Annotated in this window: 13 protein-coding genes; 9 read left to right on the top strand and 4 right to left on the bottom strand. The window is 33.9% G+C overall.

The features are described 5' to 3' along the window. Window positions 1-4 precede the first annotated feature (4 nt). Window positions 5-712, top strand: a complete 708-nt coding sequence (locus tag Q0876_RS03380; RefSeq protein WP_299224083.1) for a hypothetical protein — start codon at window positions 5-7, stop codon at window positions 710-712. Continuing rightward, window positions 667-1,482 (top strand): histidine kinase, encoded by an 816-nt coding sequence (locus Q0876_RS03375; RefSeq protein WP_299224081.1) that lies wholly within the window; start codon window positions 667-669, stop codon window positions 1,480-1,482. The genes Q0876_RS03380 and Q0876_RS03375 overlap by 46 nt, the downstream gene beginning before the upstream one ends. Window position 1,483: 1 nt before the next feature. Here the strand turns inward: Q0876_RS03375 and Q0876_RS03370 are convergent, their stop codons facing one another. From Q0876_RS03370 to Q0876_RS03360, 3 genes are all read right to left on the bottom strand, one after another. Beyond that, a complete protein-coding gene (locus Q0876_RS03370) occupies window positions 1,484-2,194 on the bottom strand; it encodes an RluA family pseudouridine synthase (RefSeq protein WP_299225162.1) in 711 nt (236 codons plus the stop codon). Between the two features lie 9 nt (window positions 2,195-2,203). Then, the gene (panB, locus tag Q0876_RS03365) at window positions 2,204-3,022 is read right to left on the bottom strand and encodes a 3-methyl-2-oxobutanoate hydroxymethyltransferase (protein WP_299224078.1); all 819 of its coding nucleotides are present in this window, start codon (window positions 3,020-3,022) and stop codon (window positions 2,204-2,206) included. 71 nt (window positions 3,023-3,093) lie between these two features. Next, on the bottom strand, window positions 3,094-4,518 hold the full coding sequence (locus Q0876_RS03360) for an L-serine ammonia-lyase (RefSeq protein WP_299224075.1): 1,425 nt from the start codon (window positions 4,516-4,518) through the stop codon (window positions 3,094-3,096). Between the two features lie 194 nt (window positions 4,519-4,712). On the opposite strand from Q0876_RS03360, the gene dnaK reads away from it, so the two are divergent. From dnaK to Q0876_RS03335, 5 genes are all read left to right on the top strand, one after another. Next, window positions 4,713-6,620 (top strand): molecular chaperone DnaK, encoded by a 1,908-nt coding sequence (gene dnaK, locus Q0876_RS03355; RefSeq protein WP_299224072.1) that lies wholly within the window; start codon window positions 4,713-4,715, stop codon window positions 6,618-6,620. A 101-nt stretch (window positions 6,621-6,721) separates the two neighbouring features. Further along, window positions 6,722-7,951, top strand: coding sequence for a class I SAM-dependent rRNA methyltransferase (locus Q0876_RS03350; protein WP_299224069.1), 1,230 nt, complete (start codon window positions 6,722-6,724; stop codon window positions 7,949-7,951). A 41-nt stretch (window positions 7,952-7,992) separates the two neighbouring features. Next, window positions 7,993-8,283 (top strand): DUF2188 domain-containing protein, encoded by a 291-nt coding sequence (locus Q0876_RS03345; RefSeq protein WP_299224066.1) that lies wholly within the window; start codon window positions 7,993-7,995, stop codon window positions 8,281-8,283. A gap of 25 nt (window positions 8,284-8,308) precedes the next feature. Continuing rightward, entirely contained in the window at window positions 8,309-8,923 is a 615-nt protein-coding gene (locus tag Q0876_RS03340; RefSeq protein ID WP_299224063.1) for a DUF2306 domain-containing protein, read from the top strand. 355 nt (window positions 8,924-9,278) lie between these two features. After that, window positions 9,279-12,146, top strand: coding sequence for a patatin-like phospholipase family protein (locus Q0876_RS03335; RefSeq protein WP_299224060.1), 2,868 nt, complete (start codon window positions 9,279-9,281; stop codon window positions 12,144-12,146). Between the two features lie 90 nt (window positions 12,147-12,236). Here Q0876_RS03335 and Q0876_RS03330 read toward each other — a convergent pair whose 3' ends face one another. Then, window positions 12,237-13,427 carry a multidrug effflux MFS transporter gene (locus Q0876_RS03330; protein WP_299224057.1) on the bottom strand — a complete coding sequence of 397 codons (1,191 nt, stop codon included), beginning with the start codon at window positions 13,425-13,427 and terminating at the stop codon, window positions 12,237-12,239. 83 nt (window positions 13,428-13,510) lie between these two features. On the opposite strand from Q0876_RS03330, the gene Q0876_RS03325 reads away from it, so the two are divergent. Together Q0876_RS03325 and Q0876_RS03320 are read left to right on the top strand one after the other, a co-directional pair. Further along, window positions 13,511-13,957 carry a DinB family protein gene (locus Q0876_RS03325; RefSeq protein ID WP_299224054.1) on the top strand — a complete coding sequence of 149 codons (447 nt, stop codon included), beginning with the start codon at window positions 13,511-13,513 and terminating at the stop codon, window positions 13,955-13,957. A gap of 4 nt (window positions 13,958-13,961) precedes the next feature. After that, on the top strand, window positions 13,962-14,495 hold the full coding sequence (locus Q0876_RS03320) for a GNAT family protein (RefSeq protein ID WP_299224051.1): 534 nt from the start codon (window positions 13,962-13,964) through the stop codon (window positions 14,493-14,495). Window positions 14,496-14,508: the final 13 nt, after the last annotated feature.

Raw genomic sequence — 14,508 nt, 5'->3', positions numbered from 1 at the left:
ATATTTGAAAGATTTTCTTTTAAATAACAAGGCTTTAATTACAAAGTCATTAGAATTATTTGCTGCAATTTTTGGAACCATTTATTTAAAAAATACCAAGAATTACACATTTAAAATATTTGTTCAGTATTTATGGTTAACTTTTGTAGTCGAAATTTTAGGCTATTATAGTACCATTCTACTGAACAACTATGATTATGATTGGTATATACAATTAAAAAATAGTGTGTTTTGTGGCAATAGGTGGCTTTATAATATATATTCTTTTTTAAGTATTGGGTTTTTAGGAGTTTTTTACTCTGGATTATTGAGTACACCAATATTTAAGATAATTATAAGAGCTGTTGTTATTTTTTACAGTGTCTTTTCAATTGCATTTTATTCATTTACAGATGCCTTTTTTGTGAAGACATTGCCTTATGATAATATTTTAGCTATGGTTATAGTTAGTATATTCATTATTTTATATTTTATAGAATTAATAAAAAGTGAGTCTATACTTATCTATTATAAATTACCATCATTTTACATTAGTGTAGCTTTATTGCTTTGGTATTTATGTGTTACGCCTTTATTTATTTTTGATTCTTATTTCTATGCTATAAATGAAAAGTTTGTAGAATTTAGATCTTTATTTTTATTGATAATTAACATTTTTACTTATTCATGTATCATATTCGGTTTTTGGTATTCATTGTACAAGAAGAGTTAATAAATGAGGAACAAATAGCCTTAATTGCTTACGTGATTTTTGTTGTTCTTTTATTGGCAGTCATGGTCATTTTATTTTTTGTGACCTTTCAAAAGCGAAAAAATAAACTGCTTATTGATAAAATGGAGCAGCAAAAACAGTTTGATGAGGAAATCTCTCGTACGCAAACCGAAATTCAAGAGCAAACACTAAAGCATATAGGATGGGAATTGCATGATAATGTAGGTCAATTGCTTGCTTATGCAAGTATGCAACTTAATATGTTGGGTAGTAAGGTGCCAGAGAATATTAAAAACAAAGTAGAAGAAACTTCAGGAATTGTAAAGCAGAGTTTAAAAGAAGTTCGTTCATTATCTAAATCATTAAATAATGATGTGCTTTTAAATATGGGTATTGAAGAGTCAATTACTAATGAGCTCGATCGGTTAAAGCGTATGAAGTTTACAACTGCTGAACTTGAGATTCGAGGTGCTAAACGAGAGATCGAGAATAAAAAACATGAGATTATCATATTTAGAATATTGCAAGAGTTTTTTTCAAATTCTGTAAAGTATTCTGAAGCTGAGCATATAAAGGTGGTTTTAATCTATGAATCTGATCAATTATCAATCGTAGCTTCTGATGATGGTATTGGTTTTGATACAACATTACAAGAGAAAGGTTCAGGACTCATAAATATGCAAAGTAGGGCAGAATTGATAAATGCCAATTTTCGACTAGAATCACAACCAGATGACGGAGTTCAACTCATTATAGATTACCCTTTTTAAATTAATATTCGCAAGCACTCCATATTGGATCTTTGGGTAAAGGTGCAATAATGTCAATATGATCTTTAGAAACGGGATGCGTGAACTGTAAACGTCTAGCATGCAGACTAATACTTGCATCAGCATTACTTCTGTTAAAGCCATACTTTAAATCTCCTTTGATTGGAGAGCCTATTTTTGCAAGTTGACATCTAATTTGATGATGTCTTCCTGTTTCTAACTCAATTTCTAATAGCGAATAATTATCAAGAGTTTTTAATATGCTGTAATGTAAAATTGCTTTTTTACTTCCTTCAATAAGTTTTGAGTATGCTGTAGATTTATTGTTCTTTGGGTTCTTCTTTAGCCAGTTGATGAGTGTGCTTTTTGGTTTTTCAGGTGCTTTTTTTACAATAGCCCAATAGGTTTTTCGAGCGTTTTTTTCTGCAAACAATTTATTGAGTCTTGGTAAAGCTTTGCTGGTTTTTGAAAACAAGATTATACCAGTTGTAGGCCTGTCTAATCTGTGAACAACGCCTAAATAAACATTACCAGGCTTGTTATATTTGATTTTTATATAGTCTTTTACTATATCACTAAGCGGTTTATCTCCAGTTTTATCACCTTGAACAATATCTCCAGCACGCTTATTTACTACAATGATGTGATTGTCTTCGTAAAGAACTTGTAGATTGTTTTTATTGGATACGACTTTTTCTAGAGACACATTGATTGTTCTAGGTTAGTATTGTTCTTTATCATTTGGGAAGCTAATAGTTTTAACATCGTCAACATATTGTCCTATAGCTTTGGTCATGTCTTCATAGAGATTCATGTAACGACGTAAAAATCGCGGATTGAACTCATGCGTCATACCTATCATATCGTGAAGTACAAGAACTTGACCATCAACACCTGCTCCAGCGCCAATGCCTATAACAGGAATAGAAATACTTTCTGCAACTTCTTGAGCTAATTTTGCAGGAATCTTTTCCAAGACTATTCCAAAGCACCCAGCTTTTTCTAGCATAAGTGCATCTTCCTTCAATTGTTGTGCTTCTTGTTCTTCTTTAGCACGAACAGTATATGTTCCAAACTTATAAATGGATTGTGGTGTTAAGCCTAAATGTCCCATTACAGGAATGCCAGCATTTAAAATACGTTTGATAGACTCTTTAACTTCTTTTCCGCCTTCCATTTTTACGGCATGACCTCCAGACTCTTTCATAATTCTAATAGCTGAACGCAAGGCTTCTTTTGGATCACTTTGATAGCTTCCAAAGGGTAAATCAACAACAACTAAGGCTCTGTCTATTGCTCTCACTACTGAAGAGGCATGATAGATCATCTGGTCTAAAGTTATGGGCAAGGTAGTTTCATGACCAGCCATGACATTACTAGCCGAATCACCAACTAAAATTACATCAACACCAGCCTCATCAACTATTTTAGCCATCGTGTAATCGTAAGCGGTTAGCATCGATATTTTTTCGCCCTTAGATTTCATATCTACTAAGGTTTTTACGGTAATTCGTTTGTATTCTTTTTTTGCAGTTGACATATACAATGGATTTCAGTTTGTAAAAATAAAAAATATTAAATGATAAAATAGATTTGTTTTTATAGAGCCTATTAACAATCACTAAAATGAACACCAACTGCTAAACCTCCTTCACTAGTTTCTTTGTATTTGGTATTCATGTCTTTGGCCGTTTCCCACATTGTATTTACAACTTTATCTAATGGAACCTTAACATTTTTAGGATCTGTATCTAATGCTAGCTCTGCTGCATTAATAGCTTTGATAGCTCCCATGGCGTTGCGCTCAATACATGGGATTTGCACTAAACCACCAATAGGATCACATGTCATTCCTAGATGATGCTCCATAGCAATTTCTGCGGCTATCAAAACTTGTTCAGGTGTGCCTCCAGATAATTCACACAGCGCTCCAGCTGCCATTGCAGATGAAACACCAATTTCTGCTTGGCATCCACCCATAGCTGCACTTATAGTTGCGCCTTTTTTGAAAATACTTCCAATTTCGCTAGCAACCAATAGAAAACGCTTAATATCTTCAAAATTCCCATCATGATTTTCAATAACCAAGTAATACATAAGTACTGCAGGAATAACACCTGCACTTCCATTAGTTGGTGCTGTAACAACACGACCTAATGAAGCGTTAACTTCATTCACTGCAAGAGCAAAACAACTCACCCATTTTAAGATTTGACGAAATTTTACTTCCGTATTTCTTATGGAGTAAAGCCATTCTATAGGAGTCGAATAAGGTGTGTGACCTTTTAAACTTTGGTGCATGTCATAAGCGCGACGTCTTACGTTTAACCCACCCGGAAGATTACCTTCAGTATGACAACCTAGGTACATACACTCTAACATGGTATCCCATACACGTTGAAGTTCAGTATCTATTTCTACTTCTGATCTAATTGATTTTTCGTTTTCTAGAACCACACCTGAAATAGGTAAGTTCAAATCTGAACAAAATTTTAAGAGCTCTTCACCTTTAGAAACAGGATAAGGAAATGTACAGTAAAAGATAATCTTATTGGCTTTTGATACTTTTCGTTCTTCTTGAACAACAAAACCGCCACCAATAGAGTAGTAAGTTGATTTATAGCGTCTGCCATTTATATGAGCAGAAAATGTCAATGCATTTGCGTGGAAAGGTAGAAACTTTCTGTTAAAAATAATATCTGTATCAATATTAAAATCAATAGTTTTCTCATTATTGAATTGTAAACTTTTAGAATTTTTAATTGATGAAATAATTACAGCTATATCTTCAACAGGAATATATTCTGGGTCAGCTCCACTTAAGCCAAGAAGTATAGCCGAATCTGTAGCATGACCTTTACCTGTTAAAGATAGAGAACCATACAGATCAACGGTTATTTTTTCAACGTTATTAAACTTTTGATTGTTTTTTAATTCTTTGATCCAGCGTTCTGCTGCACGCCAAGGCCCTAACGTATGCGAACTAGAAGGACCAATACCTATTTTTAGCATGTCAAAAACAGAAATACATTCCATACGAAATCGTTTTAGTGTGCCAAATATAGTTTGTTTGCGTTAATTTCATAGGTTTTCCTAAAAAGTTTAAAACGCAAAATGACATCATGTCATATTTTTTGTCATGGCATAATGATTGACATATACTTACCGAAATTAAAAAGAACACAACGTTTCCGTCTAAGGCGGAAATCTATAAAACAAAATATAGTATTATGAGTAAGATTATTGGAATCGATTTAGGAACAACTAACTCTTGCGTTTCTGTAATGGAAGGTAACGAACCAGTTGTAATCCCAAACGCTGAAGGTAAAAGAACAACACCTTCGGTAATTGCCTTTGTAGAAGGTGGCGAAATTAAAGTTGGCGATCCAGCAAAAAGACAGGCAGTAACTAACCCAACAAAAACAGTTTATTCTATTAAACGTTTTATGGGAAATAAATATTCTGAGTCTAAAAAAGAAGCAGAACGTGTACCATATAAAGTGGTAAAAGGTGATAACGATACACCAAGAGTTGATATTGACGGACGCTTATATACACCTCAAGAATTATCAGCAATGATTCTTCAAAAAATGAAGAAGACCGCTGAAGATTACTTAGGTCAAGACGTAACCGAAGCTGTAATTACAGTGCCAGCTTATTTTAATGACTCACAACGTCAAGCAACAAAAGAAGCAGGTGAAATTGCTGGTTTGAAAGTTCGTAGAATCATTAACGAACCTACTGCAGCAGCGCTAGCTTATGGTTTAGACAAAAAAGGTCAAGATCAAAAAATCGTTGTATTCGATTTTGGAGGTGGAACACATGATGTGTCTATCTTAGAATTAGGAGATGGCGTATTTGAAGTATTGTCAACAGATGGAGACACTCACTTAGGTGGTGATGATGTTGATGAAAAAATCATTAACTGGTTAGCAGATGAGTTCAATTCTGAAGAAGGGATTGATTTACGTAAAGATCCTATGGCTTTACAACGTTTAAAGGAAGCTTCAGAAAAAGCGAAGATCGAATTGTCATCTTCTGCTCAAACTGAAATCAACTTACCTTATGTAACAGCTACAGCTTCTGGACCAAAACACTTGGTACGTACATTAACGCGTTCAAAATTTGAACAATTAATTGATGACTTAGTTAAGCGTACAATTGAGCCATGTGAGTCTGCATTAAAAGCTGCGGGTTTATCAAAAAGCGATATAGATGAGGTTATCTTAGTTGGTGGATCAACTCGTATTCCTGCAGTTCAAACAGCCGTAGAGAAATTCTTTGGTAAGTCACCAAGTAAAGGTGTAAACCCTGATGAAGTTGTTTCTCTTGGAGCTGGTATCCAAGGAGGTGTTTTAACTGGAGATGTGAAAGACGTTTTATTATTAGATGTAACACCTCTATCTCTTGGTATTGAAACTATGGGTAATGTAATGACAAAATTGATTGAGGCAAATACAACGATTCCTACTAAGAAATCACAAGTGTTTTCAACGGCTGCAGACAATCAGCCTTCAGTAGAGATTCATGTATTACAAGGAGAACGTCCTATGGCTGCTGATAACAAAACGATTGGCCGTTTTCATTTAGATGGTATTCCACCAGCAAGACGAGGAACACCTCAAATTGAAGTAACTTTCGATATAGATGCCAACGGTATTATTAAAGTATCTGCTACAGATAAAGCTACTGGTAAATCTCAAGATATCAGAATTGAAGCTTCTTCAGGATTGACAGAAGAGGAAATTCAGAAAATGAAGCAAGAGGCCGAAGCTAATGCTGAAGCAGATGCAAAAGCTAAAGAAACTGCTGATAAATTGAATCAGGCGGATGCGATGATTTTCCAAACTGAAAGTCAGTTAAAAGAATTTGGTGATAAATTATCTGATGATAAGAAGAAGCCAATTGAAGATGCGCTTGAAGAATTGAAAAAAGCGTATGAAACTAAAGATGTGTCTGTTATTGAGCCAGCTTTAGAAAAAATAAATGAAGCTTGGAAAGTTGCTTCAGAAGAAATGTATAAAGCGCAAGCCGAAGCTCAGCAAGGTGGAGCAGAAGCACCAGGACCGGACGCCAGCCAGAATGGGCAAGCTGAAGGGAGTGATGTGGAAGACGTAGATTTTGAAGAAGTCAAATAATTAAAATATAATTACTTAACATTTGAAAAACGCAATCAGAAATGGTTGCGTTTTTTTTATATAATCGGCTTAATATCTAAAAAAGAGATTAATTTGCAATCATGAACTTTTCTTCATCTATAGATTGGACGCATCATCCTAAACGACTAGCAGTAAAACTCACAGCTAAAGGCGAAAATTATGTGCAACAAGGTCATCCTTGGGTGTTTTCTGAGAGTATTATAAAAGTCAACCCAAATGCCAAAACTGGTGATTTGGCTATTGTATTTGGCAAACGCGCAAATAAAATGATTGGAATTGGCTTGTATGATGCTAAATCTCCAATTCGTATCAAGATGATCTATAATGAAAGTGGATCTGTTCAAATAGATGATTCGTTTTTTCTTAGAAAGATTGAACAGGCCTATCAAAAGCGAGTCTTATTATTGAGAACTAAGACCAATAGTTATCGCTTGTTATTTGGAGAAAATGATGGTTTTCCATCTTTAATAGCAGATGTCTATGCTTCAGTATTAGTGGTAAAGCTGTATTCTGAAATTTGGCTGCCTTATTTGAAAACAATTCTTAAGAGTTTGATCTCTATCTCTAAATGCAAAACGGTAGTTTTGAGATTAAGCCGAAGTTTACAAAATTCCAATACACATCAACTCAAAGATGGAGAAATAGTTTATGGTACTCTAATAGATGAAGTAGTACAATTTGTAGAGCATGGTGTTAATTTTTCAGCCAATGTGATTAAAGGACATAAAACTGGTTATTTTTTAGACCATCGTGAAAACCGACGACAAGTAGGGTTATTAAGTAAAAATAAAACGGTTTTAGATGTGTTTTCCTATGCAGGTGGATTTTCAGTGCATGCTTTGGCTAATGAAGCTACTGAAGTTACAAGTGTAGATATAAGCGCGCAGGCTTTGGAGATAGCCATTCAAAATGGGAAGTTGAACCCATATAAAGGCAAACACTTTGTAAAAGCAGGAGATGCATTTCAAATTTTAGAAGAATTTATAATATCGAAAATTACTTTCGATGTTGTTGTTATTGATCCTCCAAGTTTTGCAAAGCAACAAAAAGAAGTCGCTTTAGCGAAAAAGAAGTATGCACAATTGGCTTATTTAGGCGTTCAATTAACTGCAAAAGGAGGGATATTAGTTTTGGCATCGTGTTCATCTAGAGTTTCATCTATCTCTTTTTACGACATTAATGCACAAACCTTGCAAAATTGTAATAGACCTTTTTCAATAGAATTAAAAACCCAGCATGATATCGACCATCCTATTGGTTTTCCTGAAGGCGCTTATTTAAAATCTGCGTATTACCGATTTTTGGATTAATAGTTTTATTATATTGCTTATATCTAAAGTGATACTAACACATGTCAAATAAGAACAGCTTAGCCAAAGCTATCCAGCAGCTAATTGAAGCTATTCTCAAGGCTTTGGGTCATAGCACTTATAAAAAGAGAACATGGCACCAACATGTTGTGCCTTATCAAGGCGATTGGGCAGTTCGCAGAGAAGGTAATCAACGTATCACATCTAAACACCGAAAGCAGAGTGCAGCCATACGTAAAGCTAAAACCTTGGCAAAACGCTACAAGGCAGATGTAATCATTCATCGCGAAACTGGAGGTATTCGTGATAGGATTAGTTATCAGGAGAATTAATTAGGAGTAGAATTCAAATTAAAAAATGATAAAAAAGATTGCGTTTATTGTTTTTGCCTTATCAAGTGTGGCTATAGGTTTGTACCCTATTATTTACTTGTTTATAGACGCTAATTTCGGATTGTTATCATCAAAACCAGAAGCGTTATTAAATAATAGTCTATGGAACTTTACCTTTTATACGCATATCTACTTTGGAGGTTTGGCGTTAGGTATTGGTTGGATACAGTTCAATCATGAGTTTAGGTATAAAAACCTCAGGCTACATAAAATTATTGGTAAAGTATATACAGTTGCAGTGTTATTAAGTGGCTTTTCTAGTTTGTATATAGCGTGTTTTGCAACAGGCGGTATCATTGCAATCTTCGGATTTACATGTTTAGGAATTATTTGGCTGGTTTCTACAATAGCAGGTTATTTATCAATTAAGAAAGGAAATATTGTTAAGCATCAGGAGTTCATGATATTCAGCTATGCTGCATGTTTTGCTGCTGTTACACTTCGCATTTGGTTGCCTTCATTAACAGTATTGTTTCAAGATTTTATAATTGCTTACAAAATTGTTGCTTGGTTATGCTGGGTTCCTAATATAGTTGTTGCTGCTATTATAGTTCGTCGATTGCAATCAAAAAATGTTTAGCAATTACCTTTGCCATTATCTAGATTCAAATTAAATAATTGGTAATTAATTCTTTAGAGTTAGTACTTTTTTAGATGTATAAAATTAAGTAAAGCGATTAGTCAGTAATTTTTATTAAATTTACATATCTCCCTTTATGAGTTGTTTGCCCTCAATAAGATTGGTCAATCTTGTTGAAACAACTTTTTTTCATAGTTGAATATAGATAATGAATGCATAATTTTATTATTAAGTAATCAGTATTTATGAAACCTTAAGATAGCCCGTTCTTGTCAGACGTGGTCTGGCTTATATACCATTATAAGTATTATTGCGATGTGCACAACAGGTTATTTAAATACAAAAACAAAAAAACATGGCTAAAACTTTAAAAATTTGTTTGGCAATGGGAGGCGGTGTCTCGCTAGGTTCTTTTTCTGGATCTGCCTTAACTGAAGCTCTAAAATTATTAATCTTGTACGGACAAGATGCAGAAGGTAATAAATACGACGATGTTGTTGTAGATGGTATGAGTGGCGCAAGTGCAGGAGCAATAGCACTTACTGTAATGCTTAAAACACTCATTGATTATGAGTCTATGATGTATCTTTTAAAAGACGTTACTCATGACAGCTTGATAGATGAAATTTCGATGTCTTATTTTGAAGGAAATAATACTGAAGCAGCTAATTTTGATAAAATTGAAGAATTGAAAGCACTTCAAGTAGCTCAAAAAATCCAAGAAGAATTGTGGGTCAATAGATTAGATGCTGTGAGCCTTTTTGGAAACAAAAAAATTAAAAACTTCAAACCTAACATTCACGAATCATTTTCTTTACTAGATAGAGGACTGCTTGAAAAGTTGGCTAAAGAATTCATTATCGAGCCAAAATTCGAGAATTTAAATAAAGTGAAAGTTTTAGATCAAGTAAGAGTTCCATTTGCTTGCTCATTAACTAATCTTTTGCCTATTGAAATTAAAAAAGATGAAAAAGGGCTACCTCAATTAGAGAAAAATGTGATCCAATCTGTTGGTGCTCAAAACCATACAGAGCTACGAATCATAGATTTTGTATTTAAGAAAGATAAACTCAATCACAAAGAGACAGATAAACGATGGCTGCAGTTCTCTGATACAGATGATGTAGATAACCGTCACTTCGATCTTAATAGCGACAAAGCTTGGGCAATTATATGTTCGTCCGTATTGGCTTGTGGTGCATTTCCAATTGCTTTTGAGCCTGTTATTTTAAAGCGATACAAAGAAGAATTTGATGGTGAAGGCGAAAATCCAAACGGTCAATGGCCAATTCAGTTTAATAAGTTAAATCATTTATACACTAGTGACTCTGTAACTAAAAAAAGCAGTGTATTTAATGAAACAATTGAAAATGAGATGTCTTACAAAAGTTTTAACTTTCCTTATGTAGATGGCGGAACTTTCAATAACGAACCTATAAGAGAAGCCTATCGTATTGGTGCGTTTCAAGATTTTGGTGATCACTCAAATAAATCTGATAGGCTAATTCTGTTTGTAGATCCAATCGTTAGAACCGAAAAATACCAAACATTCCTTCAATCGTCTTTAATACCCGTGAGTATGAAGGCGAAAGCGGCACAAACCAATGGAGAATTATCTAAGTTTGTTGGTGTGACCTCAAGTTTAATAAACTCATTGAAGAATCAAGGTCGTGTCAAAGAAGAACATAAAATATCTGACGTAAGAGAAAACCTAAAACTTAGAAACACCATATTTAATTATTTAGAAAATAACGATAAACTAGGAAAGAGCTTAACTGTAGAAATTTTAGATACGGCATATGTAAAAATTGAGACCAACCTTAAAGATGATATCATCCCTTTAGGCACACGTGATGTTGTAGCCTATTTTAAAAATGAACTTATAAAAACTTGTGTCAAAGAAAACAAGCCTGACAGTTCATGTCTAGTTATAGCGCCTAATCAATTTGAAAAGCTAATTTCAGAAATAGAACGCTATAAAAGAGAAGGTAAGAAATTTGATTTTCAAAAACTCGGTTATAAAATTTTAGGTATCAAAACCATTGAAGATGAAAACTTATTTGCCAATACTGTATTTAAGATCATATTCGATTTTTCTTTGAACACAGATGGTAAAAATGAAAAAGCAGAGCGTGTTGCTATATTGCCTATCAATTCAGAAAAAGAAATTATAAGCTTACCAGGAGAGGAAGTAAGTGCTTTTGGAGGTTTTGCATCTGTAAAAGCAAGACAATATGCATTTCATTATGGGAAGCTTAGTACATTAAACTCTCTAGCAGCTGTAGAAGGTGGTTTTAGAAAACGAAGGGAAGGTCAGGAAGAAGCATTTCCATTTATTACTTCTGAAAAAGAAGCCTATATAAAAGGTTATTTAGAAAAGAAAATCAATAAGATTAAGTTTTTTGATAGCTTGAATGCCTATCAAGAACATATTCGTAAAGACTTGGTAAAACTCGGCTTAAAACGCGTGTTAGTTTTAGTGAAGCACGTATTTGGTCGAGGTATGTTTTTTAGCGCATTAATAGGTTCGTTTGCAGGCTTGATGTTTAGATTACCATCTAGATTAAATTGGTTTATGAAATTCACATCTGGTATGATTTATAAGTTCTTTTTGAAAAAGAAAATTGAAGTTACTCATGTAAATTTACTACCAGTAACGATCTCAATCTTGAGCAAAACAAAGTTATCAACTAAAGCACGTATTACTGCAACAGATGAAAAATCTCATAAAATTAAAATGATTTTAAACGAGTCTGCAGATAGTGATGGGAACGAGAGCTACCAATATATATTTCAAGCCTATAGAGGGCTTTATCGTAAGGATATAGTCGATACTAAACCAGATGAAAAGCCAGAAACTAAAGTGTTAATGGGAACAACCTATACACTTGAACCAGAAAAGGTTGAAAAAATAGCACTCACACTTCAGAAAAAGGTGCGTTTACCCAATATTGACGGCAATTTAAGTCAAGGGGAGATGACCAAAGAGCTGCAAGCTAATTTTGAAAAGATCATTTATAGAATTCGAATTGGAAAACACGAACTACCATCAATAAACAAAGCCTTAGAGGCCGAAAACGACATGTTAAGGCATTCATTTTTAAACATTGAATATCATCTAAATCCACTTATCGAAATTGATATAGACCAACTTGATAAGGGTTGGTACTTCAAAGAAAATACTGAAGCCATGCATAAAAAGTTTTTGAGGACTGATGCATAAACTTAGTTTTTTATTTATGCCTAATTATTAACAAAAAAGTTGAATAGCCTTTAAAGCGGAAATACTGTAAATTAAATGACTTCAACTATATCACATTCTTTGTTTCAACCATAAAAATACTGTAACCGACAATATACCAAATATCGAAAAGCCAATAAATAAAGGCAGGACGGAAGTTTCTACAAAACCACCAATATAATTGGCAATAGGTACAGCCATTACTGTAGATACAAATCCGTTAATTGCAGAACCAATACCAGCAATATGGCCTAAAGGTTCCATAGCTAGTGAGCGTAAGTTGCCAAAGAGAAACCCAACCGCAAAAAATTGTAATAAAAAGAATGTAAGTAAGATGACAATACTTGGATTAGTTCCATCAAAAAACAATACCACATATAACAAAGAAATAATTGTATAGGCTATAGCTGCTCTAAACGCAATATTATAAGCGCCAAAACGTATTACAAGTCTGCTATTGGTAAACGTTGCAAAGCCAACAGAAAAGGCTGTGCTTGCAAAAATATAAGGAAATAAATCACCAAGCAGATATTGCTCTTGAAAAATTTGTTGAGACGTACTCAAATACACCATAAACGAACCCGTAATAAAACCTGAGACTATGGTAAAAGCAACCGCTTCTTTGTAACGAATAAATTCTTTGGTCCCTGTAATAAAAATAGAAGACGAAAACTTGATTTTGTGCTCTGGTGCTAAGGTTTCTGGTTGTCGTTGCCAAAACCATAACACGATAAGTAAACCAATAACCAGATTAGCATTAAAGATGGCTTGCCAATTAAATAAATGCAGTAGCCATTGCCCAAACGTTGGAGCAACAATGGGCACCAAAATAAAGAACATGACAATAATAGATAGTATTTTGGCCATAAAATCACCACTGTAAGTATCACGAGTCATAGCAATAGCAATTGTTCTAGGAGAAGACAGGCCAATGCCTTGAAAAATACGTCCAATGATCATAACTTCAAACCTATTGGTGGTTACACAAACAATGCTGGCAATAACAAATACAGCAAATCCAAAATACACCATGGGTTTTCGTCCGAAACTATCAGATAGAGGCCCGAAAATCAATTGCCCAAAGCCTAGACCTAAAAAGATCATGGTAATTAGCAATTGATTGTCACTTGGGTTGGTCACGCCAAGCGAGTTGCCAATTTCTGGTAATGCAGGTAATAAGGCATCAATAGACAACGCTACTATAGACATCAACGATGCCATGAGTGCTATAAATTCAACTTTAAAAGTAGGTTTGCTTTGCATGCCGCAAAAGTAAGTCAATTATTGTCTATTTTTGATAGCAGCGTATAGCAATAACAAATATTTACATTCAATCTATAAATCCTATGACCACAGCATCACTTATTACTTTGTATAACAAAGACTTAAATGCGCTTATTAAAGAAATTCGACTATATGCTGATGAATCTAATCTTTGGTTAGTTCCTAATGGTATTTCAAATTCTGCTGGGAATTTATGTTTACATCTCGTTGGAAATCTCAATCATTTCATTGGAGCAACACTTGGCAATTCTGGATATGTACGTCAGCGTGATTTAGAGTTTACTCAAAAAGATGTGCCGCGTACAGAATTAATTCAGAAGGTAGAGGAAACCATGCAAATGGTAACTAACACTTTACAAGCATTATCTGAAGATGATCTGCAACAGGAATACAAACATCGCGTTATTGATAAACCTATGACTACTGTTTTTTTTCTAATGTATTTGGCTATGCACTTAGCATATCATCTTGGACAAATTAATTACCATAGACGGTTATTAAATATATAAATTCATGAAATTTAATCACTATAACATCAACCTGCTACAAGCTGAACAAAGTGAAGCTTTTTTCAATTTAATTGATAAAAATAGACCACGTTTGGAAGATTTCTTTGCTGGTACTGTGTCTAAAACGCGCACTTTAGAGGAGACCGAAGCTTATTGTGTTGAGATTCAGAAACGCATTGTCAAAAAGACTTATTTGCCTTTTATGATTACGGACACTAAAACCAACGCTTTTGTCGGATTGGTAGATGTAAAGAATATTGATTGGAATGTGCCTAAAGCTGAGTTAGGTTCTTTTATTGATAAGCGATATGAAGGAAAAGGAATTGTGACTAAAGCGACACAAATGGTAGTGAATCATATCGTTGAAAAATACCATTTTATTAAATTGCTTTGTAGAGCAAATAGTAGAAATAAAGGAAGTATAGCAGTAATATTGAAAAATGGATTTGAGCTAGAAGGTACTATACGAAACGATTACAGAACAACTAAAGGCGAAATTGTAGATTTAAACTACTATGGTCGTGTTTTCGATAACTAAATGTTAAACCCAT

The sequence above is a fragment of the uncultured Psychroserpens sp. genome (assembly GCF_947503375.1).
In the GTDB taxonomy this organism is placed as follows: domain Bacteria; phylum Bacteroidota; class Bacteroidia; order Flavobacteriales; family Flavobacteriaceae; genus Psychroserpens.
Note: the sequence above shows the minus strand (reverse complement) of the source record. Positions and strands in the feature narration are given on the sequence as shown.